This window comes from Streptomyces sp. NPDC101151 (genome assembly GCF_044768335.1).
Taxonomy (GTDB): domain Bacteria; phylum Actinomycetota; class Actinomycetes; order Streptomycetales; family Streptomycetaceae; genus Streptomyces.
Map to the genome: position 1 here is coordinate 381,615 of NZ_JBIWPP010000005.1, position 23,475 is coordinate 405,089.

The following is a 23,475-nucleotide window of genomic DNA, read 5'->3' on the forward strand; positions in this document are numbered from 1 at the left end:
GGCGAGATGGTGCGCAACGAGCGAGTGGTGATCGAGGGCGTGGAGTTCCTCGCCGCCCTGACGACCCGGTCGGACATCGGGCTGCTGGCCCTGCACGGCAGCAAGGAGGGCGGTACGGCGGAGCTGGCCCACGAGGTGGCGGCACGCACGGGAGCGACCGCCCTGGTCTTCACCCAGCCGACCGGCGACCCCGTCCACATCCCGTCGCACCGGATGTCCGCACCCCACTGCGAGACCCTCCGGGAGTTCCTCGCCTCCGTGACGGTGGTGATCTCCCTGCACGGTCACCTGAGACCCGGCTCCCCCCGCGCGATCTTCCTGGGCGGCAGCAACCGCGCCGCCGCCACGACCCTGGCCCGCAGCCTCACCCTGCTCGCCCCGGCCTTCGACACCGTGACGGACATGGCCCGCATCCCGAGCGGCCTGCGAGGCCTGAACCCACGCAACCCCGTGAACCTGGCCCCGGCCGGAGGCGTCCAGGTCGAACTCCCCCTGACCGCCCGAACCCAGCGTCCCGAAAAGATCCAGGGAGCCCCGGACCTACCCCCGCGCCCGGTGGCGGACGCGCTGGCTGCCGGGGTCGAAGGGTTGACGGTACGACGGGCTTGAACTGCACTTCGCAGACCGGGCAGCAGCCCGCTCCACGCAACCCCGGCCGCCTCACCCCCGGTGGGCTGAGGGGACCGGCCACCCCGCCCGTACCATGGCGGTGTGAACGCGTACTGGCACGTCGTACTGCCGCCTCTCTGCGCCTGACCGGGCGCGGACACCGGCGGTGTGATCCCCGGCCCCCCACCGAGCCGTAGCTCGGCCAGGGGCTTTTGTCGTGCGCCCGTTTCGGATCCAGTCCCGGACGAATGCGACGACGGAAGTTCACGACCGTGCCCAACCGCACTTCTCAGCTCAGTCCCGCGCGCCCGGCCGCAGCCGGCTCGCGGCCCTCTCGCGCCGGACTCCTCGGCGGCTCCGCACCCATCCTGACCTCGGCCGTGCTGTGGGGCACGACCGGGACCGCCGGCTCCCTGGCACCGGCCGGCGCGCCGGCGGCCGCCATCGGCTGTGCCGGTCTCGCCCTCGGCGGCATCCTGCTGTTCCTCACCTCCCGGGGCGCCCGCTCCCTGCCCGCGCGCTGCACGGGCCGCGAGCGGTGGCTGCTCGTGCTGGGCGCCCTCGCGGTGGCCGGGTATCCGGTCACCTTCTACCCGGCCGTGGCCCGCACCGGCGTGGCGGTGGCCACCGTGATCGCGCTGGGCAGCGCGCCGGTCTTCGCCGGACTGCTGTCCTGGCTCTGCGGACAGGCCCGGCCGACCGCACGCTGGACCACCGCGACCGCGGCGGCCGTGCTCGGCTGCACCCTTTTGGTGCTGGGCCCCGAGCTGACCGGGCAGGCCACGCCGACGGACCTGACAGGGGTGGTCCTCGCCGTCTGCGGCGGACTGTCGTACGCCGTCCACGCGCTGATCGGCGGCAGGCTCATCACGCACGGACACCCCTCCGGCGCGGTGATGGGCGTCCTGTTCGGCGCCGCCGGGCTGCTCGTCCTGCCCCTCGTGCTGCTCGCCGGCCCGCACTGGCTCGCCACCGCCCGCGGCGCGGCGGTGGCGGTGTACCTCGCCCTGTTCACCGTCTGCCTGGCCTACCGGCTCTTCGGGCACGGGCTGCGCCGTACTCCGGCGTCGCTGGCCACGTCGCTGACCCTGGCCGAGCCCGCCGTCGCGGCGGTCCTGGGCGTCACCGTCCTCGGAGAACGCCTTCCGGCCGCCTCCTGGACCGGGCTGGCCGTCCTGGCCCTGGGCCTGGTCCTCCTGGCCCTCCCACGCAGCCGGAGCCGACAGCGGTAGCCGCCGCCTGTCGGCAACGCCTTCCCCCATCGGGTGTCCGATGGCACACCTGTCCGGTGAACTGAGGCATCCGTCTGGCTCACACATTCGAGTCAGACCCCTCGAACGAGGTATCTGAAGTCAACTCTGCTTGACGTGATCAAGAACCTCAGGTGGGCCGCCCTTGCGGTCGCACTCCTCGTCGTGCCCTTCGCGGCACCCACTCCGGCCCAGGCGCGTGACCGCTCCGCCCCCGCGTTCGCCCTCTCGGTGACGGCCGCGGTCCATGCGCTTCCGCTCGCCGCGGAGGCGCGGGACGGGTATCAGCGCACGAGCTTCAAGCACTGGAACGCAGGCAAGAACCCCACCGACGGCTGCAACACCCGAGCGGAGGTGCTCCTCGCCGAGGCGGTCGACCCTCCCCAGGTCCTCCCGGGCTGCAAGCTGTCCGGGGGGCGCTGGTGGTCGTACTACGACGGCAAATGGATCACCGCGGCCTCCGCCCTGGACGTCGACCACATGGTGCCGCTCGCCGAAGCCTGGGACTCCGGGGCGTCACAGTGGACCGCGGAGCGGCGTGAGGCCTACGCCAATGACCTCGACGCCCCGACCTCCCTCGTCGCCGTGTCGGCCGCCACGAACCGCAGCAAGGCCGACCAGGACCCGGCCGAGTGGCTGCCGCCGAGCGTCGATGTCATGTGCCGCTACGCCTCGGAATGGATCGGAACCAAACTCCGCTGGGGACTGACCGCCGACGCCGTCGAACTCGAAGCGCTCGACCAGCTCGCGGAAGCGTGCCCCGGTACGACCGTGAGCTACCGGCCCGCTCCATAAGAAAGCGGCGGGCAACGTCGAAGGGCCCCACTGCGAGCAGTGGGGCCCTTCGACATCGTGCCCGGTGAGGCACTGGCGGAGGATACGAGATTCGAACTCGTGAGGGTGTGAACCCAACACGCTTTCCAAGCGTGCGCCCTAGGCCTCTAGGCGAATCCTCCGCTGGGAACATTACATGACCGAGGGGAGTGCTCGCGAACCCGTTCCTGCAGGCCGTCATCGGGTACAGCCCGTGGGCCGCGATCGGGTACTGTTGGGCGCAGCCCCTCACGCGGCGCTATCTGACTGAACTCCCCCAGGGCCGGAAGGCAGCAAGGGTAGGTCGGCTCTGGCGGGTGCGTGGGGGGCGTTTGCGTCTGCCGGGCGAAGGCCTTCGGCGGGGTGGGTTGTCGGTGGGCGCCTATAACCTCGTATGCGTGTCGTCTCTCGCGCTGTACCGCCGCTATCGCCCGGAGACCTTTGCCGAGGTCATCGGGCAGGAGCATGTCACCGACCCGCTGCAGCAGGCGCTGCGGAACAACCGGGTCAATCACGCGTACCTGTTCAGCGGTCCGCGTGGGTGCGGCAAGACCACCAGCGCGCGCATCCTGGCCCGCTGTCTCAACTGTGAGCAAGGTCCCACGCCGACTCCCTGCGGCGAGTGCCAGTCCTGTCAGGACCTGGCGCGGAACGGCCCGGGATCGATCGACGTCATCGAGATCGACGCGGCCTCCCACGGTGGTGTGGACGACGCCCGTGAGCTGCGCGAGAAGGCCTTCTTCGGCCCCGCCGCCAGCCGGTACAAGATCTACATCATCGACGAGGCCCACATGGTCACGTCGGCCGGCTTCAACGCGCTGCTGAAGGTGGTCGAGGAGCCGCCGGAGCATCTCAAGTTCATCTTCGCCACCACCGAGCCGGAGAAGGTCATCGGGACCATCCGGTCGCGTACGCACCACTATCCGTTCCGGCTCGTGCCGCCGGGGACCCTGCGGGACTACCTCGCCGAGGTGTGCGGACGGGAGAACATCCCCGTCGAGGAGGGTGTGCTTCCGCTCGTCGTGCGGTCCGGCGCCGGGTCTGTGCGTGACTCGATGTCCGTCATGGACCAGCTGCTCGCCGGGGCGAGGGAGGAAGGTGTGACGTATGCCATGGCCACCTCCCTCCTCGGCTACACCGACGGCTCGCTGCTCGACTCCGTCGTGGAGGCCTTCGTCACCGGTGACGGGGCCGCCGCCTTCGAGGTGGTCGACCGCATCATCGAGGGCGGCAACGATCCGCGTCGCTTCGTCGCCGATCTGCTGGAGCGCTTGCGGGACCTCGTGATCCTCGCCGCCGTTCCCGACGCCGTCGAGAAGGGTCTCTTCGACGCCCCGGCCGACGTCCTGGAGCGCATGCAGGCTCAGGCAGGCACCTTCGGCGCCGCCGAGCTGAGCCGTGCCGCCGACCTCGTCAACGAGGGCCTCACCGAGATGCGCGGCGCCACCTCCCCCCGCCTCCAGCTGGAACTCATCTGCGCGCGGGTGCTGCTCCCCGCCGCCTACGGGGACGAGCGCTCCGTGATGGCCCGCCTCGACCGCCTGGAGCGCGGCGTCAACTTCGCGGGCGGGGCCGGTGCGCCCGCCATGGGGTACGTCCCCGGACCCGAGGCCCACGCGGGCACGGCCGGCGGCGGGGGCGTCGGCATGGCCCAGGGGGGCGCGCCGGTGCCGCCCGGCGGCGGTCCTGCCGCCGCCCGCGCCGCCGTGCGCGGCACGGGCGGGCCCGGCGGCTCCGGCGGCCCGGCGCCCGCGGCTCCCGCTCCCGCACCTGCTCCCGCACCTGCTCCTGCTCCCGCACCTGCTCCTGCTCCCGCACCTGCTCCCGCCCCGGCAGCCCCTGCCCCGGAGGCTCCCGCGCCCGCGGCGGCCCAGGCTCCCGTGTCCGCCCCCACGGCACCCTCCGCCCCCGCCCCCGGCGCCTGGCCCACCGCCGCCCCCGCAGGCGGCGGCCGTCGCCCCGGCGGCTGGCCCACGGCCGCTCCGGCGGGCGCCCAGCAGAGCCCGGCACCGGCCCAGCCCCAGACACAGCACCAGCCCCAGACCCAGCCCCAGTACCAGGCGTCCCCGGCCGCGGCGGCTCCCGCCGCCCCGGTCCCGGCCGCACCCGCCGGTGGGCTCGACCCCCGCATGCTCTGGCCGAACATCCTGGAGGCCGTCAAGAACCGCCGCCGCTTCACCTGGATCCTGCTCAGCCAGAACGCCCAGGTGGCCGGCTTCGACGGCACCACCCTCCAACTCGGCTTCGTCAACGCCGGCGCCCGCGACAACTTCGTGAGCAGCGGCAGCGAGGACGTGCTGCGGCAGTCGCTGGCCGAGCAGTTCAACGTGCAGTGGAAGATCGAGGCTGTCGTCGATCCCTCGGGTGGCTCCGCGCCCCCGCCGTCCGGCGGCTCCCCGGGCTTCGGCGGAGGCGGCGGCCCGGGCTACGGCGGCCCGCCCGCCGGCGGTGGCTACGGCGCCCCCGCGGCCCCCCGCCCCGCGGCATCCCAGCCGCCTTCAGCGCCCGCCGCGCCCCAGGGCAGCGCCCCGGCGCCTGCCACGCCTGCCTCGCAGCGGGCGCCCGAGCCGCCGCCCCCCGTGGCCCCCGAGGACGACGTCCCCGAGGACGACGACCCCGACCTCGACGAGTCGGCCCTGTCCGGCCACGAACTGATCGTGCGGGAGCTGGGGGCGACGGTGGTGGAGGAGTTCTCCAACGAGTAGGCGCGGTCCCCGCCGGCACGTGGGACGACCGCTCCCACCGTCGTTCGTAGGAACCCACAGGATGCCCGCCCCCCGGTCTTCGGCGACCTTGCCAGTAGGCTGACCCCGTGAAGGTCCTCGTCATCGGCAGCGGCGCCCGCGAACACGCCCTGTGCCGCTCCCTGTCCCTCGACCCCGACGTCACCGCGCTCCACTGCGCCCCCGGCAACGCCGGCATCGCCGAGGTCGCCGAGCTGCACCAGGTCGACGCGCTCGACGGCAAGGCCGTGGCCGCGCTGGCCGGCGGCCTCGGCGCCGAACTCGTCGTGGTCGGCCCGGAGGCCCCGCTGGTCGCCGGTGTGGCCGACGCTGTTCGGGAGGTGGGCATCCCGGTGTTCGGCCCCTCCGGTGAGGCCGCGCAGCTGGAGGGGTCCAAGGCCTTCGCCAAGGACGTGATGGCGGCGGCCGGCGTGCCGACCGCGCGGTCCTACCTCTGCACGACGGAGGAAGAGGTCGCCGAGGCCCTCGACGCCTTCGGCGCCCCCTACGTCGTCAAGGACGACGGGCTGGCAGCCGGCAAGGGCGTCGTCGTCACGCACGACATCGAGGCCGCCAAGGCCCACGCGGCCGCTTGCGTGGGGGCGGCTCCCGCGTCCTCCGGGCAGCGGGGGAGGGTGGTCATCGAGGAGTTCCTCGACGGACCCGAGGTGTCCCTGTTCGCCGTCACCGACGGCCGCAACGTCGTCCCGCTCCGGCCCGCGCAGGACTTCAAGCGCGCCCTGGACGGCGACGAGGGCCCGAACACCGGTGGCATGGGCGCGTACTCGCCGCTGCCGTGGGCCGACCCGAAGCTGGTCGAAGAGGTGCTGCAGACGGTGCTGCAGCCGACCGTGGACGAGATGCGCCGCCGTGGCACGCCGTTCTCCGGTCTGCTCTACGCCGGGCTCGCGATCACCTCGCGCGGGGTCCGGGTCATCGAGTTCAACGCCCGCTTCGGCGACCCCGAGACCCAGGTCGTGCTGGCCCGTCTGAGGACCCCGCTGGCCGGTGTCCTGCTGGCCGCCGCGAACGGCACGCTCGCCGACCTGGAGCCCCTGCGCTGGAGCGAGGACGCGGCCGTCACGGTGGTCGTCGCCTCGCACAACTACCCCGGCACCCCGCGCACCGGCGACCCGATCACCGGCCTGGACGAGGTGGCCGCCGAGGACGCCCCGCACGCCTACGTCCTGCACGCCGGGACGAAGCGGGCGGGCGACGCGGTCGTCAGCGCGGGCGGCCGGGTGCTGTCCGTCACGGCGACCGGCAAGGACCTGACCGAGGCCCGCGAGCGGGCGTACCGGGCGGTGGCCCGCGTCCGCCTGGACGGCTCGCAGCACCGCACGGACATCGCGGCGAAGGCGGCGGAGGCAGCCATGGCTGCGGAGGCGGCGGAGGCGTAGAACCGCCGGTCGGGCGTATGCCGAACCCACTCAGGCCCCGGACAGGAATCCGGGGCCTGATCTTTGCTTTCTGTCACCCAGCTCTGACCAAAGCCATTCCATCGAGTGAGCAATCGCCCATCCGGCTGACGGGGGCCGAGGCCCCAACTAGGGTGCGGCGAAAGCGTTCCGGCACTTGGCCCACCGGCATTGCGATGTCGGTGGCGGGTGCCACAGTGGGGGAGTGAGCAACGCCAGGACAGTCCGGGATCCGCAGGGAGGGGGTGAGGTCGGCTCGTGACCGGAATCGGTGTGGAGATGGGTGCGCAGGCCGCGCGCTCGCGGGCGCTGGCCGTGCTGCGCATCCGGGGCCGGGCGCTGGCCGTGGCCCTGCTGCCGGCGGCCGCCGAGGTGATCCTGCTGACCGGCGGCTCCACCGGCCATTTCACCGGCCCGGGCTGGGACACCGCCCGCTGGGCCGTGGGCGTGCCGGCCGTGCTCGTGCTGCTGGCCGCCGTCGGCATCGCCCTGGTCGTGGCCCGTGCCCGACCCGCCGTGAGTCCCACGGTCCCGATCCCGGAGAACTCCGCCCCGGACCTGTACCGGCTGGTGCGCGACCTCGCCGAGCGGCTCGACGTCCCCGCACCCTCGGCCATAGCGCTCACCCCGGACTGCGACAGCTGGCTGGAGGACCGCACCCACCCGGCCCACGGCCCGCCCCCGCGGCCGACGCACGACGAACTGGCGGGCCCCGGCCAGGGATCCGGCCTCGGCGCCCGCCGCCGCCCCGTCGTCGCCCCGGTCCTCGTCATAGGCTCCCCGTTCCTGTGGTGGATGCGCGTCGGCGAGCTGCGCGCCGTCCTCGCCCCGGTCATCGCCGGCACGGGCCCCTCCGCGCACCCGGACATAGCCGCCGCCCGCCGCTTCGTGCGCGGTCTGGACGCGACGGTGGCCGTGGCCTCGACATCCGGCCGCCGGCCGCTGACCCGGGGCGTGTGCGCGGCCCTCAGCTGGGTCGCCCGGCTGCTGCTGCGCGGCTGCCGCGAGCACGCGGTCCAGATGGAGCGCGGGGTAGCGACGGCGGCGGCCGAGCGCGCGCAGGCCGTCGACTACGGACTGCGGATCGTCGCCCAGGAGCAGGTCGGTCTCGCCTACGCGGGCTGGGACCGGCTGCTGACCAGGGTGGCGCTGCCCGCCTGGCGCATGGGCCGCTGGCCCGCCCGGCTGGACGCGGGCGTGGTGGCCGCGCTCACCGAGCTGTCCCGGCGCGACCGGCTGGCCGAGGGTTTCGCCTCGCGCCTCGGCGAGCGCCCCGCCTGCGACCTCCTGGAGGAGCCCGGCGCGGTGGACGAGGCCGCCTCCCTGCTCGCCGCCCGCCTCTTCCACGGCGGTCCGGCCGAATGCGGCCCGGACTGGGCCCCGGTGGACTGGCAGGCGTACCCGGAGGAGGTGGTCGACCGCACCTGGCGCGCCGACGCGGCCCGGCTGCACCGCGTCCTCGACTCCCTCGGCGTCCGCCCCACCCCCGGCCCCACCGGCCCCGAGCCCGGGGGCCCCACCCTGGCCCGTGTCCTGGACCACCTCACCGAACTCCCCGGCCCGGCCGCCGCCCACACGCGCCGGCACCCGGACACCCACGACACGGAGACCACCGGCATCACCGCCTACGGGGACCAGGGCACGGCCCCGGACACGGTCTCCATCGCCCACGGCGACCAGCTCCCCGGCGCGTACCCCGACGAGGACGCCGTTCCGGGCACCGACCGCAGCGCCGCCCTCGCCGCGGGTCTCAGCGCGGCGATGGCCCGTGAGGAGGCCCGCACGCCGAGAGGCGCGACCGCTGCGGGACAGGGGCCCGACAGCGCCCTGTGGGACGACGGCGCCCTGCCGCTGTTCCCGCTCCAGCCCCCACGCACCGCCCGCGAACTGCTCGCCGACCACGTCATGGCGATGGTGTGCTGCGCGGCCGTCGACACCGCCGGCGCGGCCCCCGCCCTCGACTGGCTCGACGGCCCCTCGCTGCTGCTCGGAGGCGAGCGAGCGGCCGACCTCGCACCGAAGGTCCTCAGCCTGATCGAGGAGGGAGACCCGGGCCCGCTGCGCGACTGGCTGGCCGCGTCCGGCATACGCCCGGAGAAGCCGGTACGGCTCGTCTGACCCCGGCCTCGTCCGCCCCGGCGTGCTGCCGAGTGTCCCGGCCGATCCGGCGTCGTAGCGGAGAACCGTCTTCCACTTCAGGTCAATTCGCAACGAATAGTGACCAGGCCCGTGCGTTATGTGATGTGCTGGGGATCGACCTCGCACATGGCAAAGGCATGCGACATACGACAGCACGACCGAGCACCACCGTCAGAGGACACGGGGGCATGAGGGAGGGGAGCGACCATGGCCTCGGACCACATCCGCCGCTGGGAGTCCGGAGCGCTCGCGCACGCCGTCACGGACCCCTTCGGCCAGGGCCCGGTCCCCTGGCTGCGTGGCAGTGAGACCTACTTCGACGACACGGGACACGTCGTGCCGTGGTACGTCGATCCGAGCCCGCAGCAGCCGGCCGGCGAGAAGCCGCGCGTCCCCGCGCCGCGCTCGGCCGGCTCCGGGCCGCGCTCGGCCGACGACGTGTACCGCCAGATCAAGGGATTCACCTCTACCGGTGCGGTCACGCCCGGCGACGCGATCGACTTCCACATCACGGTCGACCCGCCGCAGCAGTTCAGCGTGGACATCTACCGAATCGGCCATTACGGCGGCGACGGCGCCTCCAAGATCACCACGAGCCCCCGGCTCTCCGGCATCGTCCAGCCCCCGCCGCTGGCCGCCGACCGCACGGTCTCCTGCCACCACTGGTGGCTCTCCTGGCGGCTCCAGGTGCCCTCGTACTGGAGCATCGGCGCCTATGTGGCCGTCCTCACCACCGCCGACGGGTACCGCTCCCACGTGCCGTTCACGGTCCGGGACGACCACCCCGCCGATCTGCTCCTGCTGCTGCCCGACATCACCTGGCAGGCGTACAACCTGTACCCGGAGGACGGCCGCACCGGCGCCAGCCTCTACCACGCCTGGGACGAGAAGGGCTGCCTCCTCGGCGAGGCGGACGCGGCCACCACGGTCTCCTTCGACCGCCCGTACGCGGGCGCGGGCCTGCCCCTGCACGTCGGTCACGCCTACGACTTCATCCGCTGGGCCGAGCGCTACGGCTACGACATCGCCTACGCCGACGCCCGCGATCTGCACGCGGGCCGCATCGACCCCACCCGCTACCGGGGCCTGGTCTTCCCGGGCCACGACGAGTACTGGTCGGCGTCGATGCGCCGGGCCGTCGAGGACGCCCGCGACCGGGGTACCTCGTTGGTCTTCCTCTCCGCCAACACCATGTACTGGCAGGTGGAGTTGGGCCCGTCCCCGTCCGGGGTCCCCGACCGGCTGCTGACCTGCCGCAAGCGCAAGGGCCCCGGCAGACCGGTGCTGTGGCGCGAGATCGACCGGCCCGAGCAGCAGGTGGTCGGCATCCAGTACGCGGGCCGGGTCCCCGAGCCGTATCCGCTGATCGTCCGCAACGCGGGCCACTGGCTGTGGGACGCGACCGGCGCGCGCGAGGGCGACGAGATCGAGGGCCTGGTCGCCGGAGAGGCCGACCGCTACTTCCCGCGCACCCCGCTGCCCGAGCACGAGGAGCGCATCCTGCTCGCGCACTCCCCCTACACCGACAACGACGGCGCGCTGCGCCACCAGGAGACCTCCCTCTACCGCGCCCCCTCCGGCGCCTGGGTCTTCGCCTCCGGCACCTTCGCCTGGTCCCCGTCCCTGGACCGCCCCGGCCATATGGATCCCCGGATCCAGCGGGCCACGGCGAATCTGCTGGACCGCATCTGCAAACGCGACTGACCACCGGCCCCGCGCGCCGCCCACCCGCTGTCCTTGATCGATGTCTCATACGGGAGAATCGAGGCAGTTGGACAGAACCACGGGGAGGAACCGTGTCCGGATTCGTAGAAAAGCCCGAGCCGATCCAGGTTCCGGGCCTGGTGCACCTGCACACCGGAAAGGTGCGCGAGCTGTACCAGAACGAGGCGGGCGACCTCGTGATGGTCGCCAGCGACCGCATGTCCGCCTATGACTGGGTGCTGCCCACGGAGATCCCCGACAAGGGCCGCGTCCTCACCCGGCTCTCCCTGTGGTGGTTCGACCAGCTGCGCGACCTGGCCCCCAACCATGTGCTCGGCACCGAGCTGCCCGAGGGCGCCCCCGCCGACTGGGCGGGCCGCACGCTCGTCTGCAAGTCACTGCGGATGGTCCCGGTGGAGTGCGTGGCCCGCGGCTACCTCACCGGCTCGGGCCTCCTGGAGTACGACGAGTCCCGGACCGTCTGCGGCCTCGCCCTGCCCGAGGGTCTGGTCGACGGCTCGGAACTGCCCGGCCCGATCTTCACACCGGCCACCAAGGCCGAGGTCGGCGAGCACGACGAGAACGTCTCCTACGAGGAGGTCGCCCGCCAGGTCGGTGCGGAGACCGCGGCCCAGCTGCGCCAGGCCACCCTCGCCGTGTACTCCCGCGCCCGGGACATCGCCCGCGACCGCGGGATCATCCTGGCCGACACCAAGTTCGAGTTCGGTTTCGACGGTGACGCGCTCGTCCTCGCCGACGAGGTCCTCACCCCGGACTCCTCCCGCTTCTGGCCGGCCGACCAGTGGCAGCCGGGCCGCGCGCAGCCGTCGTACGACAAGCAGTACGTCCGCAACTGGCTGACCTCGGCCGAGTCCGGCTGGGACCGCAGGAGCGAGCAGCCCCCGCCGCCGCTGCCGCAGCAGGTCGTGGAGGCGACCCGGGCGAAGTACGTGGAGGCGTACGAGCGGCTGACGGGCACCAGCTGGTCGTAGACACGCGAAAGGCCCCCGGTGGGAACCGGGGGCCTTCGGTGTGGAGCGGACGACGAGGCTCGAACTCGCGACCTCAACCTTGGCAAGGTTGCGCTCTACCAACTGAGCTACGTCCGCAGTGCGCCGTGGCGCGTGAGCAACTATACCCAACCTCGCTCGCGTGCGAGACGCACCGCCGTATGACGGTTCTCCGCGCCGAGCTTCGTGGCGGCCGAGGAGAGGTAGTTCCGCACGGTTCCCGGCGACAGTGCGGCCCGCTCGGCGATCTCCGCGACCGGGGCACCGTCGGCGGCCAGCTCCAGTACCTCGGCCTCGCGCGTGGTCAGTGGGGAGTCCCCGGCGGAGATCGCGTCCGCCGCCAATTCCGGGTCGACGTAACGGTTTCCCGCGTGCACGGTCCGGATGATCTCGGCGAGCCGCTGGGCGCTGACCGTCTTCGGGACGAACCCGCGCACCCCGGCCGCGAGCGCCCGCTTCAGGTGTCCGGGCCGTCCATGACCGGTGACGATCAGTACCCGGCAGCCGGGCAGTTCGGTGCGCAGGGATGTGGCGACCTTCACACCGTCGGCGCCCGGCATCTGGAGGTCCAGCACGGCCACGTCGGGTTCGTGCGCCCGCGCCATGGCCAGCGCCTCGGGCCCGCTCGCCGCCTCCGCCACGACCAGCAGGTCGTCCTCCAGGGAGAGCAGGGCGGCCAGTGCGCCGCGGATCAGATGCTCGTCGTCGGCGAGCAACAGCCGTACCGGGCTGCTCATGAGGTGACTTCGCCTGCTTTCTGACTCAACGGCACCTCGGCCACCAAACGGAACCGGTCCTTGCCGGCGCGGCCCGCCTCCAGTGTCCCGTCCACCAGGGCCAGCCGTTCCCGCAGCCCGGCGAGCCCCGAGCCGCCGCTGTCCAGGGCGTCCGCCGCCCCGTCGTTCTCCACCGTCAGCACCACTCTCCCCTCCCGCACCCGCACCCGCACGGAGCACCGTCCCGCGTCCCCGTGCCGCAGCACATTGGTGGCCGCCTCGCGCACCACCCAGCCGAGCGCCGCCTGCACCTCGGCGGGCAGCCCCCCGGCCTCGGCACGGACCTGGCAGTCGATCCCGGCGGCCGACAACACCCCCTGTGCTCCGGCGAGTTCGACCAGGAGGTCGGCCTCCCGGTAGCCGCGCACGACATCGCGCACCTCACGCTGCGACTCCTGGGCGATGCGCTGCACCTCGATCATCTGTTCCACGGCCTCCGGCCGCCCGCGCCTGGCCAGTTGCACGGCCAGCTCGCTCTTCAGGGAGATCACGGACAGGTTCCGCCCCAGCACGTCGTGCAGATCCCGCCCGAACCGCAGCCGCTCCTCGGCGACGGCGAGCCGGGCCTCGACCTCGCGGGCCCGTTCCGCCTCCCAGAGCACGGCCAGGGTCCAGGCGCCGCAGCGGCCGGCCGTCAGACAGAAGCCGGCGGCGAAGGCGGTCATCATCACCGTGGCGAAGATGCCGAGGCCGCTCGCGTCCCCGACCGCGAAGGCGGCCACGATCAGCACCGCGAGGCCCGCGGCCCGGCGCAGGAACACGGGGACGGGCACGGTCAGCGCATACGGCAGCCCGAACGGCATGAGCACCGCTCCGATCGCCAGCCGGGTGGTGACCGGATCCGTTCCGCCGAGCACGGCCAGCGTCACGATCGCCGCGAGCGCCAGGCCGAGCAGGACGGCGGGAGCGCGCATGGCGCGTGGCGGCAGTCCGGCGCGTCCGAGGTAGTCGTCGAGCGCGGGCCGGAGCACCCGGCTCGCGGCCGCGCACTGCAGCAGGTCCACGGCGACCAGCAGAGCGCCGAGCGCCATCGGTACCGGCCGCCGGTCGAGCTCGCCCACGAGCGGCAGTGCCAGCCAGCTCAGCGGGAACACCCAGATGCTGGCGTGCCAGGTGACCAGGCTCTGCAGCTCGACCCGCTGAGCCTTGCTGCGCTCGCGCCAGTGCCGCTGGTGCCACCGCCGTATCCGCCCGATCATGTGTTCCCCCGTGCTCAGCGCCGCGGTTCCCACCTGAACCACCGCCGTACAGCAAACACCGCCACGACGGTCCAGGCCAGCGCGGTCGCCGTGGTGCCGAGGGCCTCGTACGCACTCAGCTCGCCGGTCCAGCCCGCGCGGACCAGCCGGACGGCGGGGGACAGCGGAAGGAATTCGCAGACGGAGGCGACCCGGTCGGGCAGGAGCTGGGTGGGGATCGCGATACCGGAGCCCAGCATGGATACGAACACCACTGGAGACGCGGTGACCTGGGCGCTCTCGGTGGTCCGGGTGAAGGACGCGGTGAGCGCGGCCAGCGCGGCGCTCAGCACGAGCCCCGTCGTCAGCCCGAGCAGGGTCAGGTACGGCGCCTCGGGCGCGCCCGTGTCCAGCAGCACCACACAGCCCGCGCACAGCAGCAGGGCCTGGGCGAGGCCGAGTCCGACGGCCGGCAGGGCCGTGCCGGTGAGGATCTCGGCGTCCGAGAGTTCGCCGGTGCGCAGCCGTTTGAGGACGAGTTCCTCGCGGCGCGCGACGTAGGCGTTCACCAGGGAGGTGTAGACGGCGAACAGGAAGGAGAAGCCGATCGCGGCTGTCATCATCACCGCGCCGGCGGTCAGTCCCTCCTTCTTCAGATCCATCTGGTCGATGGCCGGCCGCACGCTGAAGGGCACGACGAGCGGTACGACCAGGGCGGTGAACACGACGCCGCGGTTGCGGCCGAGGAGGGCGAGTTCGGCGCGGGCCAGGGCCCGCAGCCGACGGCCCGCCGGTGCCCATGCGGCGCTGCTCATGCCCAGACCCCCTGCTCCCGTGCCGCTCATGCCATGACCTCCTGCTCCCGCGCGATCCCGAGGAACGCCTCCTCCAGGGAGGCGGAGCGCACGTCGAGGCCGTGCAGCTCGACCCCGGCCCGCTCGGCCCAGGCCAGCACCCCGGTGGCGGTCCGCTGCAGGTCCCGGGTGCGCAGTCGCACGACCCGGCCGTCGGTCTCGTGCTCGCACACGCCCAGGCCGGCGAGGGGCGGCAGGTCGCCGAGGAAGTAGCCCGCGGGGAGGGCGAAGGACATCCGGGAGGGCCGGCCTGCGGTGACCTCGGCGGGGGTTCCGGAGGCGGCGATGCGCCCCTCGTGCAGGATGGCGAGCCGGTCGGCGAGGCTTTCCGCCTCCTCCAGGTAGTGCGTGGTGAGCAGCACGGTGGTGCCCGCGTCCCGCAGGCCGCGCACCAACTTCCAGGTGTCCCGGCGGCCTTCGGCGTCCAGCCCGGTCGTCGGCTCGTCCAGGAACAGCACCTCGGGGTCGCCGAGCAGGGCGAGCGCCAGGTCCAGGCGCCGCCGCTCCCCACCGGACAGCTGCTTGACCCGTACGCCGGTCTTCCCGTCCAGCCCGACCAGGCCCAGCGCCTCCGCCTCGGGCCTCGCCCCGCTCGTGCAGCCCGCCCACATCCGCGCGGTCTCCGCGACGGTCAGGTCGGAGGGGAAGCCGCCCTCCTGGAGCATGACTCCGGTGCGCGGGCGTACGGCGGCCCGCTCGCGGTAGGGGTCGTGGCCGAGGACCCGGACCCGGCCCCCGGCCGGTGCCGCGAGCCCTTCCAGCAGCTCGACCGTCGATGTCTTGCCCGCTCCGTTGGTGCCCAGCAGCGCGAAGATCTCCCCGCGGGCCACGGAGAAGGTGATTCCGTGTACGGCCTCGAACCCGCCCCCGTAGACACGCCGGAGGTCTGTGACCTCGATCATGTGTTCGTGTTCGTTGGTGTTCATGGCTTCAGCGTCCCGGCGGGCGGGTCTGATCAGCAGTGCGCGGTGTCATCGCTCGGCATGACAAATGTCAGAGGGACGCTCGCCGCGGGCACGAAAAGACCCCGGTCCAGTGGACCGGGGTCTCTTTCCCGAGCGGACGACGAGGCTCGAACTCGCGACCTCAACCTTGGCAAGGTTGCGCTCTACCAACTGAGCTACGTCCGCACTGCTCCCGACCGGCTCCCACCGATCGGTGCGAGCACCAGCCTACCTGATCCACAGGAGTGGTCATGTCGACCGGTGCCAGAGCGGGTGACAGGAATTGCACACTGCGCCTTCCCCCTGGAAGGGGGATGTTCTGCTACTGAACTACACCCGCACGGTCCGTGGGATCCAGCCTTTCGGCCTCGCCCCTCGGCGTGTCCCAGACATTAGCTGATCTGCAGGGGGGTAGCGCAAGTCGGATCCCGCGGCGGCCAAGTGCACAGTCCTCAGGGTCCGCTGACGGACCCTGAGGACTGCCCCTTCGCGGGCCTCACTGCGCGGCGCTGAACGCCTCGTAGACCTTCTTCGGGATGCGTCCGCGCGCCGGCACGTCCATCTTGTTCGCCTGGGCCCAGGCGCGGACGGCCGCCGGGTCGGGAGCGACCTCCGTCTGCTTGTACGCCTTGCCGGACCGCGACCGCTTGCGGCCGGCGTCCACGTAGGGCGCGAGCGCCTTGCGCAGCTTTTTGGCGTTGGTTTCGTTCAGATCGATCTCGTACGACTTGCCGTCGAGTCCGAAGGCGATCGTTTCCGCCGCTTCCGAGCCGTCGATGTCGTCAAAGAGAGTGACCACGACCTTTTGCGCCACGAATATCGGTCCCTTCGTGCGGCACGTCGATACAGCTCATCGGCGATGACGTGCCGAGTATCGGCTATTGCCAATTCATTTGTACAGTGCCCGGCAATGCAAAGTGAAGCCCGACTAAAACCTTCCGCGTGTCCCAGTGCAATAGGTGTCGTGGGCGGACCTGTGGAACTTTCCCAGAACTTTTCGTGAGGGCCCCCACCCGTCACCCGATCGTGATGCGCCTCACGTAGTTTCCTACAACTCTACTCGCGTAGAAATTTTGTGCGGGTAGTCTGAAGGAACCTGCTCAGCACCACACACCGGGAGTGCCAGTGGCACGCGTCGTAGTCGACGTCATGCTCAAGCCGGAGATCCTCGACCCCCAGGGCCAGGCGGTCCAGCGTGCGCTGCCGCGCCTGGGTTTCGAGGGGATCTCGGACGTACGTCAGGGAAAGCGTTTCGAACTGGAAGTTGACGGGCCGGTTGACGAGGCCGCGCTCGCCCGCATCCACGATCTTGCGGAATCCTTCCTCGCCAACACCGTGATCGAGGACTTCACCGTCAAGGTGGAGGAAGTCGCGGAGGCTGCGAAGTGACCGCTCGTATTGGCGTCGTCACTTTCCCGGGGAGTCTCGACGACCGGGACACACAGCGTGCGATCCGCCTCGCGGGCGCCGAACCGGTGGCTCTCTGGCACAAGGACAAGGACCTCAAGCAGGTCGACGCCGTGGTGTTGCCCGGCGGTTTCTCCTACGGCGACTATCTGCGTGCCGGAGCCATCTCCCGCTTCTCGCCCGTGATGGAGACCGTCATCGAGCAGGCGAAGGCCGGACTTCCGGTCCTCGGTATCTGCAACGGCTTCCAGGTCCTCACCGAAGCCCACCTCCTCCCGGGCGCGATGCTCGGCAACGACCACCTCCACTTCGTCTGCCGCGACCAGAAGCTGCGGGTGGAGAACGCGGGCACGGCCTGGACCGGCGACTACCGTCAGGGCCAGGAGATCCACATCCCGCTGAAGAACATGGACGGCCGGTACGTCGCCGACGCGTACACGCTCGACCAGCTGGAGGCGGAGGGCCGGGTCGTCTTCCGGTACCTGGACGTCAACCCGAACGGCTCGCTGCGGGACATCGCCGGCATCACCAACGAGGCCGGGAACGTCGTGGGCCTCATGCCGCACCCCGAGCACGCCGTCGAGCCGCTGATCGGCACGGGCCGTACCGACGGCCTCCCCTTCTTCACCTCGATCCTCAAGAAGCTGGTCAACGCATGAGCCGGACGCCTCTGGACACGGTCGAGCACGCGGCCGCGACCCCCGACGTCGAGCTGCCCTGGGCCGAACTCGGTCTGAAGAAGGACGAGTACGAGCGGGTGGTGGAGATCCTCGGCCGCCGGCCCACCGGCGCCGAACTCGCCATGTACTCGGTCATGTGGTCCGAGCACTGCTCGTACAAGTCCTCCAAGGTCCACCTGCGCCAGTTCGGCGAGAAGGCCCCCGAGTCGGACGCCCTCCTCGTCGGCATCGGCGAGAACGCGGGCGTGGTCGACGTCGGCCAGGGCTACGCGGTCACCTTCAAGGTCGAGTCGCACAACCACCCGTCGTACGTGGAGCCCTACCAGGGCGCGGCCACGGGTGTCGGCGGCATCGTCCGCGACATCATCGCGATGGGCGCGCGGCCGGTGGCCGTGGTCGATCCGCTGCGCTTCGGTGCGGCCGACCACCCCGACACCAAGCGCGTCCTGCCGGGGGTGGTCGCCGGCATCGGCGGCTACGGCAACTGCCTGGGGCTGCCCAACATCGGCGGCGAGGTCGTCTTCGACGCCTGCTACCAGGGCAACCCGCTGGTCAACGCCGGCGCCATCGGTGTCATGCGGCACGAGGACATCCACCTCGCCAAGGCCTCCGGCGCGGGCAACAAGGTCATCCTGTACGGGGCGCGTACCGGCGGCGACGGCATCGGCGGCGCCTCGATCCTCGCCTCCGAGACCTTCGACGACGCCAAGCCGTCGAAGCGTCCCGCCGTCCAGGTCGGCGACCCCTTCCAGGAGAAGCTCCTCATCGAGTGCACCCTGGAGGCGTTCCGGGAGAAGCTGGTCGTCGGCATCCAGGACCTGGGTGCGGCCGGTCTGTCCTGCGCCACCTCCGAGCTGGCCTCCAACGGTTCCGGCGGCATGCGCGTGACCCTGGACGACGTACCGCTGCGCGACTCCACGCTCTCGCCCGAGGAGATCCTCATGAGCGAGTCGCAGGAGCGCATGTGCGCGGTGGTCGAGCCGGCGAAGGTCGACCGCTTCCTGGAGATCTGCGCCAAGTGGGACGTCATCGCCACCGTCATCGGTGAGGTCACCGACGGCGACCGCCTGGAGATCTACTGGCACGGCGGCAAGATCGTCGACGTCGACCCGCGGACCGTGGCCCACGAGGGCCCGGTGTACGAGCGCCCGTACGCACGTCCGGACTGGCAGGACGCCCTGCAGGCCGACGACGCGAACAAGCTCCCGCGGCCGAAGACCTCCGAGGAGCTGAAGGACCAGGTCCTGAAGCTGGTGGGCTCGCCCAACCAGGCCTCCAAGAAGTGGATCACGTCCCAGTACGACCACTTCGTGCAGGGCAACACGGTCCTCGCCCAGCCGGAGGACTCCGGCATGATCCGCGTGGACGAGGAGACCGGCCTCGGCGTCGCGATCGCCACGGACGGCAACGGCCGCTACGCCAAGCTGGACCCGTACACGGGCGCCCAGCTGGCGCTGTCGGAGGCCTACCGGAACGTGGCGACGACGGGCGCCAAGCCGCTGGCCGTCTCCGACTGCCTGAACTTCGGTTCGCCCGAGGACCCGGCGGTCATGTGGCAGTTCGCCGAGGCCGTGCGTGGTCTTGCCGACGCCTGCCGGCAGCTGGGCACCCCGGTGACCGGCGGCAACGTCTCGCTCTACAACCAGACGGGCGAGGCGGCCATCCACCCGACGCCGGTGGTCGCCGTCCTCGGTGTCATCGACGACGTCGCCCGCCGTACGCCGGTCGCCTTCCAGGAGGAGGGTCAGCTGATCTACCTCCTCGGCGACACGCGTGAGGAGTTCGGCGGCTCGGCCTGGTCCCAGGTGGTCCACGACCACCTCGGCGGTCTGCCCCCGCAGGTAGACCTGGAGCGCGAGCGGCTGCTGGCCGAGATCCTGATCTCCGCCTCCCGCGACGGCATGATCGACTCCGCGCACGACCTGTCCGACGGCGGTCTGGTCCAGGCGGTCGTGGAGTCGGCGCTGCTCGGTGGCAAGGGCGCGCGTCTGGTCGTACCGGACGGGCTCGACGCCTTCACCTTCCTCCTCTCCGAGTCGGCCGGCCGCGCGATCGTCGCCGTGCCGCGCTCCGAGGAGGTCCGCTTCAACGACATGTGCGGTGCGCGCGGCCTGCCGGCCACCCGCATCGGTGTCGTGGACGGTACCGAGTCCGAGGCGACTGCGGTGGTCGAGATCCAGGGCGAGTTCGCGCTGACCCTGGCCGAGCTGCGCGCGGCGCACGAGGGCACCATCGAGGCGCTGCTGGCGTAACGCCTTGCCTGCCGAGAGCAGGGTGGGGGTCCCGTCCGGTTTCCCGGGCGGGACCCCCACGCGTTGTGGCCCACGACGGCCACCGCGTCAGAACCTGGTTCCGGAATCCGGTTCTGGAATCCGTTCTGGAAACGAAGGGTGCCCGTCGGTTCTCCGTCCGCGGCTCACACCGCCACCGTGTCGCGCACCGGCTCCGCCTGCGCGGGCCGGTCCTTCGGCAGCCTCAGAGCCAGCAGCAGGCACAGCGCCATCACCCCGGCCCCGCACAGGAACACCGTGTCCATCGCGGAGACGTACGCCGCCACGCCCTCCGTGTGCGCCGCGCCCCGCAGCGCCGCGAGGGAGCCGACGTCGCCGGGGCCGTCGTACAGGCGGTTGAGGAGGGTGCCGAAGAGGGCGGCGCCGAGGGCCGTGCCGAGGGTCTGGAAGAACCGGACGGCGGTGGTGGCCACGCCCAGCTGGTGGCGGGGTGCGGCCTCCTGCACCAGCTGGATCAGCTGGCCGAGCAACTGGCCGAAGCCGATGCCGACGAGCAGCAGGGCGGTGCGCAGCTGCCACAGCGAGGTGGTGGTGCCGGTGGTGGCGAGCAGCAGGAACGCGGCCGTGGTGACGACGGCGCCGCTGATCACGAAGGTCCGCTCGGACCAGCCGCGTTCGGTGAGCCGGCCGGCGGCGATGCCGACCGCCGTGATGCCGGCCGCCATCGGGATGAGGAACAGCCCGGCGGAGGAGCTGGCGACGCCACGGGCGACCTGGAGATAGACCAGTACGTAGTACATCGCGCCGGTCATGGCGACGCCCATCAGCCCCTGGATCGCGAAGCCCAGGCGCAGCTCGGGGACACGGAACAGCGAGGGCGGCAGGATCGGTTCGGCGGTGGTGACCTGGCGGCGCAGGAACAGTGCGAGCGCGGCCGCGGAGGCCAGGGCCAGGCCGAGGATCTGCGGTGAGGCCCAGGCGTACTGCCTGCCGCCCCACTCGGTGACCAGCAGCAGCGTGGTGGAGAAGGCGGCGGCGAGGGCCGCGCCGGGGAAGTCGATCGCGCGGCTGTGGGTGACCCGGGGGAGCTTGAGGACCACGACCGCGGTGGCGAGGGCGGCGATGCCGAGCGGCAGGTTGACGTAGAAGGCCCAGCGCCAGCTCGCGTGGTCGGCCAGGAAACCACCGAGCCACGGGCCGACGGCCATGCCGCCGCCGGCGACGATTCCGCCCGTCCCCGCGCCCTTGTTCTTCTTCTCGCCGGGTCCCTTCAGCTGGGCGATGACGACCATCGTGACGCTCATCAGCCCGCCCGCCCCGACACCCTGCACGGCCCGGGAGGCGATCAGCCAGCCGATCGACGGGGCCGCGCCGCACAGCGCCGAGCCGGCCAGGAAGGTGCCGAGGGCGCCGAGGAAGACCCGCTTGGCGCCGACCACGTCGCACAGCCTCCCGTAGAGGGGCAGCATCGCGGCCGATGCCAGGGAGAAGGCGCTGACCAGCCAAGGGATCTTGTCGATGCCGTGCCCGGGGTCGAGGTCCCGGACGATCGGGACCGTCGCGGCGGACACGATCTGCAGATCCAGGACGGCGAGGACGATCGTGACGAGGCAGACGAGGAAGCCGAGTTTGCGCCGGGTTTCGGTCATGGGCATCACCATGCCGGGCATTCATGTACTGAGTCAATGTTTCGTCTCAGCTAAAACTTCGGCCTGACATAAATTTCATCGCGGTAAGGTGTCCGCATGGCTGAGGCGATGGGACTGCGTGAGCGCAAGAAGCTGCAGACCGCGATGCGGATCTACCGGGTCGCGGTCGCCCTGTTCGCCGAGCGGGGCTTCGACAACGTCTCCGTGCAGGAGATCGCCGACGCCGCCGAGGTCTCCAAGATGACCGTCTTCAACTACTTCGGCACCAAGGAGGACCTGGTCTTCCGGCCGATGGAGGAGCACTTCGGCGACACGGCGCGCGCCGTGCGCGAGCGGCAGCCGGGCGAGTCCGCCGTGGCCGCCGTGCACCGGCAGTTCCTGGAGCTGGTCGAGGTCCGGGATCCGTCGATCGGGCTGAACCCCGAGCCGTTCGCCCGCCAGGTGCGCCAACTCGTCGTGGAGACCCCGGTCCTGATGGAGCGTGCCGTCCTCGCCGCGCAGAAGGGCACCCGGGAGCTGGCCGGCCTGCTGGCCGCCGAGACCGGGGACCTGATGGGCGCCACGGTCGCGGCCGCCACGCTCAGCGCCGCCCGCAACGCCCTGATCGAGGAGCACCACCACCGGATCGCCGAGGGCGAGAGCCCCGACCGGGTCGCCGCCGACGCCCCCGAACGCGCCGGGCTCGCCTTCGGCCTGGTCGCGAACGGCCTGAAGGACTACGCGGTGAAGGCATGACCGGCTGCCGTCCCGCCCCCGTCAGGCCATAGGGTCGCCGTCATGCCCCCGGCCAGGAAACGCGCCCGCAGCTACGACCCCGCCAAGATCCGCGCCGCGGTCTTCGGCCAGCTCGGCACCGTACGGGAGGCCGTACACGGCCTCACCCCCGAGCAACTCGCCCTGCCCACCCGGCTCGGCGAGTGGACCGTACGCGAGCTGGTCGCGCACATCGGCATGGCCGTCACGGCCGTCCACCGGTCCCTCGACCGGCCGGCCCCGCCGAAGCAGGACGTCCAGGTGGCCGAGTGGCCCTTCGCCACCGCCGCCGACTCCGCCGCGATCGCCGGCTTCACCCGCAACCCCACCACCGGGCACCCCGACCTCGGCGCCTACCTCGCCGACGTCGAGCAGAGCCTGCGCACCGTGCTCGCCGAGCACCCCGGCAGCCGGCTCCTGGACACCGACGCGGGCGCCCTGCCCCTGGACGACTACCTCGTCACCCGGGCCGTGGAACTCGTCGTCCACACCGACGACCTCAACGCCGCCGTCCCCGGCCTCCAGGTGCCCTACGACCGCCAGGCCCTGGCCGCCGCCACCCGGCTCCTCGCCGACGCCCTCGCAGTGAAGGCGCCCGGCGGCTCCACCGAGGTGCGCGTGCCGCCCTACGCCGTGGTGCAGTGCGTCGAGGGGCCCCGGCACACCCGCGGCACCCCGCCCAACGTCGTGGAGACCGACCCGCTGACCTGGCTCCGCCTCGCCACCGGGCGGCTGGCCTGGCCGGACGCGGTCCAGGAGGCCAAGGTCAGCGCGAGCGGGGAGCGCGCGGACATCGGGTACCTGCTGCCGCTCATGTCCTGACGGAACCGGCGGCCCCGGCGGGCCGTCGAATTCATATGAACCGGCACAAGCAGCGCATGACTCTGACAGCGGCCGCCGTGCTCGTTCCGCTCACGGTGGCATGTGGCAGCACACCGGGCGAGCAGATGGGCAGCGGATCGGTCGGCGTGCGGCAGACCGTGACCGGCGTCGACTGGCGGGTCGACAGCCTCACCGCCGAGGGCACCACCCGGCACGCGCCCGCCGCCGCCCGCATCCGGATCGGCGCGGACGGCAAGGCGGCCGGCAACCTCGGCTGCAACCAGTTCAGTGCCCGGGCCACCGTGCACGGCGACCGGATCACGATGGGTGACCTCCGCGCGACCAAGATGGCCTGCGACCGGGACCGGATGACGTTCGAGCGCGCCTTCGCCCGCGTCCTGACCACCGGCACCCTCACCGCCGGGGCGGACGACGGGAAGCTGACGCTCACCGACGGTGACGGCGACGTGGTCCACCTCAGCCGCGGCGCACCCGAATGATGTGCGACACCTCAC

General features: G+C 72.1%; 20 protein-coding genes, 4 tRNA genes and 1 other RNA gene. 15 read left to right on the forward strand and 10 right to left on the reverse strand.

Annotated features, from left to right (window positions below; translation table 11 throughout):
* The first annotated feature begins 6 nt into the window (after window positions 1-6).
* The 3 genes from ACIRU3_RS12655 to ACIRU3_RS12665 all read left to right on the forward strand — a co-directional run bounded on the left by ACIRU3_RS12655 (window position 7) and on the right by ACIRU3_RS12665 (window position 2,654).
* Entirely contained in the window at window positions 7-609 is a 603-nt protein-coding gene (locus tag ACIRU3_RS12655) for a poly-gamma-glutamate hydrolase family protein (RefSeq protein ID WP_404055297.1), read from the forward strand.
* A gap of 272 nt (window positions 610-881) precedes the next feature.
* Window positions 882-1,841 carry a DMT family transporter gene (locus ACIRU3_RS12660; RefSeq protein ID WP_404055299.1) on the forward strand — a complete coding sequence of 320 codons (960 nt, stop codon included), beginning with the start codon at window positions 882-884 and terminating at the stop codon, window positions 1,839-1,841.
* 135 nt (window positions 1,842-1,976) lie between these two features.
* Entirely contained in the window at window positions 1,977-2,654 is a 678-nt protein-coding gene (locus ACIRU3_RS12665) for an HNH endonuclease family protein (protein ID WP_404055301.1), read from the forward strand.
* Between the two features lie 73 nt (window positions 2,655-2,727).
* Here the strand turns inward: ACIRU3_RS12665 and ACIRU3_RS12670 are convergent.
* Window positions 2,728-2,815 (reverse strand) — tRNA-Ser (locus tag ACIRU3_RS12670).
* Window positions 2,816-2,913: 98 nt separating this feature from the next.
* Between ACIRU3_RS12670 and ffs the strand changes: the two genes are divergently transcribed.
* The 6 genes from ffs (at window position 2,914) to ACIRU3_RS12700 (ending at window position 11,648) form a co-directional block, all read left to right on the forward strand.
* An RNA gene (ffs, locus tag ACIRU3_RS12675) (signal recognition particle sRNA small type) lies at window positions 2,914-3,008 on the forward strand.
* A gap of 62 nt (window positions 3,009-3,070) precedes the next feature.
* The gene (locus tag ACIRU3_RS12680; RefSeq protein ID WP_404055303.1) at window positions 3,071-5,377 is read left to right on the forward strand and encodes a DNA polymerase III subunit gamma and tau; all 2,307 of its coding nucleotides are present in this window, start codon (window positions 3,071-3,073) and stop codon (window positions 5,375-5,377) included.
* 107 nt (window positions 5,378-5,484) lie between these two features.
* Window positions 5,485-6,795, forward strand: a complete 1,311-nt coding sequence (purD, locus tag ACIRU3_RS12685) for a phosphoribosylamine--glycine ligase (protein ID WP_404055305.1) — start codon at window positions 5,485-5,487, stop codon at window positions 6,793-6,795.
* A 276-nt stretch (window positions 6,796-7,071) separates the two neighbouring features.
* The gene (locus ACIRU3_RS12690) at window positions 7,072-8,931 is read left to right on the forward strand and encodes a hypothetical protein (RefSeq protein WP_404055307.1); all 1,860 of its coding nucleotides are present in this window, start codon (window positions 7,072-7,074) and stop codon (window positions 8,929-8,931) included.
* Between the two features lie 228 nt (window positions 8,932-9,159).
* Window positions 9,160-10,656, forward strand: coding sequence for a N,N-dimethylformamidase beta subunit family domain-containing protein (locus ACIRU3_RS12695; RefSeq protein ID WP_404055309.1), 1,497 nt, complete (start codon window positions 9,160-9,162; stop codon window positions 10,654-10,656).
* 92 nt (window positions 10,657-10,748) lie between these two features.
* The gene (locus tag ACIRU3_RS12700; protein WP_404055311.1) at window positions 10,749-11,648 is read left to right on the forward strand and encodes a phosphoribosylaminoimidazolesuccinocarboxamide synthase; all 900 of its coding nucleotides are present in this window, start codon (window positions 10,749-10,751) and stop codon (window positions 11,646-11,648) included.
* Between the two features lie 41 nt (window positions 11,649-11,689).
* On the opposite strand, the gene ACIRU3_RS12705 is transcribed toward ACIRU3_RS12700, so the two are convergent.
* From ACIRU3_RS12705 to ACIRU3_RS12740, 8 genes are all read right to left on the reverse strand, one after another.
* Window positions 11,690-11,765: transfer RNA gene (locus ACIRU3_RS12705), tRNA-Gly, on the reverse strand.
* A gap of 23 nt (window positions 11,766-11,788) precedes the next feature.
* Window positions 11,789-12,403, reverse strand: a complete 615-nt coding sequence (locus tag ACIRU3_RS12710; protein ID WP_404055312.1) for a response regulator — start codon at window positions 12,401-12,403, stop codon at window positions 11,789-11,791.
* Complete coding sequence (locus ACIRU3_RS12715) at window positions 12,400-13,641, reverse strand: sensor histidine kinase (protein WP_404055314.1); 1,242 nt, start codon at window positions 13,639-13,641, stop codon at window positions 12,400-12,402. The genes ACIRU3_RS12710 and ACIRU3_RS12715 overlap by 4 nt, the downstream gene beginning before the upstream one ends.
* Before the next feature lie 14 nt (window positions 13,642-13,655).
* Window positions 13,656-14,465 carry an ABC transporter permease gene (locus ACIRU3_RS12720; protein WP_404055316.1) on the reverse strand — a complete coding sequence of 270 codons (810 nt, stop codon included), beginning with the start codon at window positions 14,463-14,465 and terminating at the stop codon, window positions 13,656-13,658.
* Entirely contained in the window at window positions 14,462-15,400 is a 939-nt protein-coding gene (locus tag ACIRU3_RS12725; protein WP_404055318.1) for an ABC transporter ATP-binding protein, read from the reverse strand. Before ACIRU3_RS12725 ends, ACIRU3_RS12720 begins: the two co-directional genes overlap by 4 nt.
* Before the next feature lie 131 nt (window positions 15,401-15,531).
* Window positions 15,532-15,604, reverse strand: a tRNA-Gly gene (locus tag ACIRU3_RS12730).
* A gap of 82 nt (window positions 15,605-15,686) precedes the next feature.
* A tRNA-Gly gene (locus ACIRU3_RS12735) sits at window positions 15,687-15,758 on the reverse strand.
* A gap of 156 nt (window positions 15,759-15,914) precedes the next feature.
* Window positions 15,915-16,232 carry an Lsr2 family protein gene (locus ACIRU3_RS12740; RefSeq protein WP_404055320.1) on the reverse strand — a complete coding sequence of 106 codons (318 nt, stop codon included), beginning with the start codon at window positions 16,230-16,232 and terminating at the stop codon, window positions 15,915-15,917.
* Window positions 16,233-16,543: 311 nt separating this feature from the next.
* Between ACIRU3_RS12740 and purS the strand changes: the two genes are divergently transcribed.
* Genes purS through purL form a run of 3 tightly spaced genes read left to right on the forward strand, consistent with a single transcriptional unit; the run spans window position 16,544 to window position 19,757 of the window.
* Window positions 16,544-16,807: a phosphoribosylformylglycinamidine synthase subunit PurS gene (gene purS / locus ACIRU3_RS12745; protein WP_015659417.1), complete on the forward strand. Its 264-nt coding sequence runs from the start codon at window positions 16,544-16,546 to the stop codon at window positions 16,805-16,807.
* Complete coding sequence (gene purQ, locus ACIRU3_RS12750; RefSeq protein ID WP_404055322.1) at window positions 16,804-17,484, forward strand: phosphoribosylformylglycinamidine synthase subunit PurQ; 681 nt, start codon at window positions 16,804-16,806, stop codon at window positions 17,482-17,484. Before purS ends, purQ begins: the two co-directional genes overlap by 4 nt.
* Window positions 17,481-19,757, forward strand: coding sequence for a phosphoribosylformylglycinamidine synthase subunit PurL (gene purL / locus ACIRU3_RS12755; protein WP_404055323.1), 2,277 nt, complete (start codon window positions 17,481-17,483; stop codon window positions 19,755-19,757). The genes purQ and purL overlap by 4 nt, the downstream gene beginning before the upstream one ends.
* A 164-nt stretch (window positions 19,758-19,921) precedes the next feature.
* Here the strand turns inward: purL and ACIRU3_RS12760 are convergent, their stop codons facing one another.
* Window positions 19,922-21,385: an MFS transporter gene (locus ACIRU3_RS12760; protein WP_404055325.1), complete on the reverse strand. Its 1,464-nt coding sequence runs from the start codon at window positions 21,383-21,385 to the stop codon at window positions 19,922-19,924.
* A 96-nt stretch (window positions 21,386-21,481) separates the two neighbouring features.
* Here ACIRU3_RS12760 and ACIRU3_RS12765 point away from each other — a divergent pair, with 96 nt between their 5' ends.
* From ACIRU3_RS12765 to ACIRU3_RS12775, 3 genes are read left to right on the forward strand one after another with little or no spacing between them, the layout of a single operon-like run.
* On the forward strand, window positions 21,482-22,120 hold the full coding sequence (locus ACIRU3_RS12765; protein WP_404055327.1) for a TetR/AcrR family transcriptional regulator: 639 nt from the start codon (window positions 21,482-21,484) through the stop codon (window positions 22,118-22,120).
* Between the two features lie 42 nt (window positions 22,121-22,162).
* Window positions 22,163-22,960 carry a sterol carrier family protein gene (locus ACIRU3_RS12770; RefSeq protein ID WP_404055329.1) on the forward strand — a complete coding sequence of 266 codons (798 nt, stop codon included), beginning with the start codon at window positions 22,163-22,165 and terminating at the stop codon, window positions 22,958-22,960.
* A gap of 56 nt (window positions 22,961-23,016) precedes the next feature.
* Window positions 23,017-23,460, forward strand: a complete 444-nt coding sequence (locus tag ACIRU3_RS12775; RefSeq protein WP_404055331.1) for an META domain-containing protein — start codon at window positions 23,017-23,019, stop codon at window positions 23,458-23,460.
* The last annotated feature ends 15 nt before the right edge of the window (window positions 23,461-23,475 follow it).

Bases quoted from the DNA above. Each gene is read 5' to 3' on its own strand.
- purL (WP_404055323.1), top strand. From the start codon at position 17,481: ATGAGCCGGACGCCTCTGGACACGGTCGAGCACGCGGCCGCGACCCCC.
- ACIRU3_RS12770 (WP_404055329.1), top strand. From the start codon at position 22,163: ATGCCCCCGGCCAGGAAACGCGCCCGCAGCTACGACCCCGCCAAGATC.
- ACIRU3_RS12725 (WP_404055318.1), bottom strand. From the start codon at position 15,400: ATGAACACCAACGAACACGAACACATGATCGAGGTCACAGACCTCCGG.
- ACIRU3_RS12775 (WP_404055331.1), top strand. From the start codon at position 23,017: ATGACTCTGACAGCGGCCGCCGTGCTCGTTCCGCTCACGGTGGCATGT.
- ACIRU3_RS12655 (WP_404055297.1), top strand. From the start codon at position 7: ATGGTGCGCAACGAGCGAGTGGTGATCGAGGGCGTGGAGTTCCTCGCC.
- ACIRU3_RS12695 (WP_404055309.1), top strand. From the start codon at position 9,160: ATGGCCTCGGACCACATCCGCCGCTGGGAGTCCGGAGCGCTCGCGCAC.
- ACIRU3_RS12715 (WP_404055314.1), bottom strand. From the start codon at position 13,641: ATGATCGGGCGGATACGGCGGTGGCACCAGCGGCACTGGCGCGAGCGC.
- ACIRU3_RS12720 (WP_404055316.1), bottom strand. From the start codon at position 14,465: ATGAGCGGCACGGGAGCAGGGGGTCTGGGCATGAGCAGCGCCGCATGG.
- ACIRU3_RS12710 (WP_404055312.1), bottom strand. From the start codon at position 12,403: ATGAGCAGCCCGGTACGGCTGTTGCTCGCCGACGACGAGCATCTGATC.
- ACIRU3_RS12760 (WP_404055325.1), bottom strand. From the start codon at position 21,385: ATGACCGAAACCCGGCGCAAACTCGGCTTCCTCGTCTGCCTCGTCACG.
- ACIRU3_RS12765 (WP_404055327.1), top strand. From the start codon at position 21,482: ATGGCTGAGGCGATGGGACTGCGTGAGCGCAAGAAGCTGCAGACCGCG.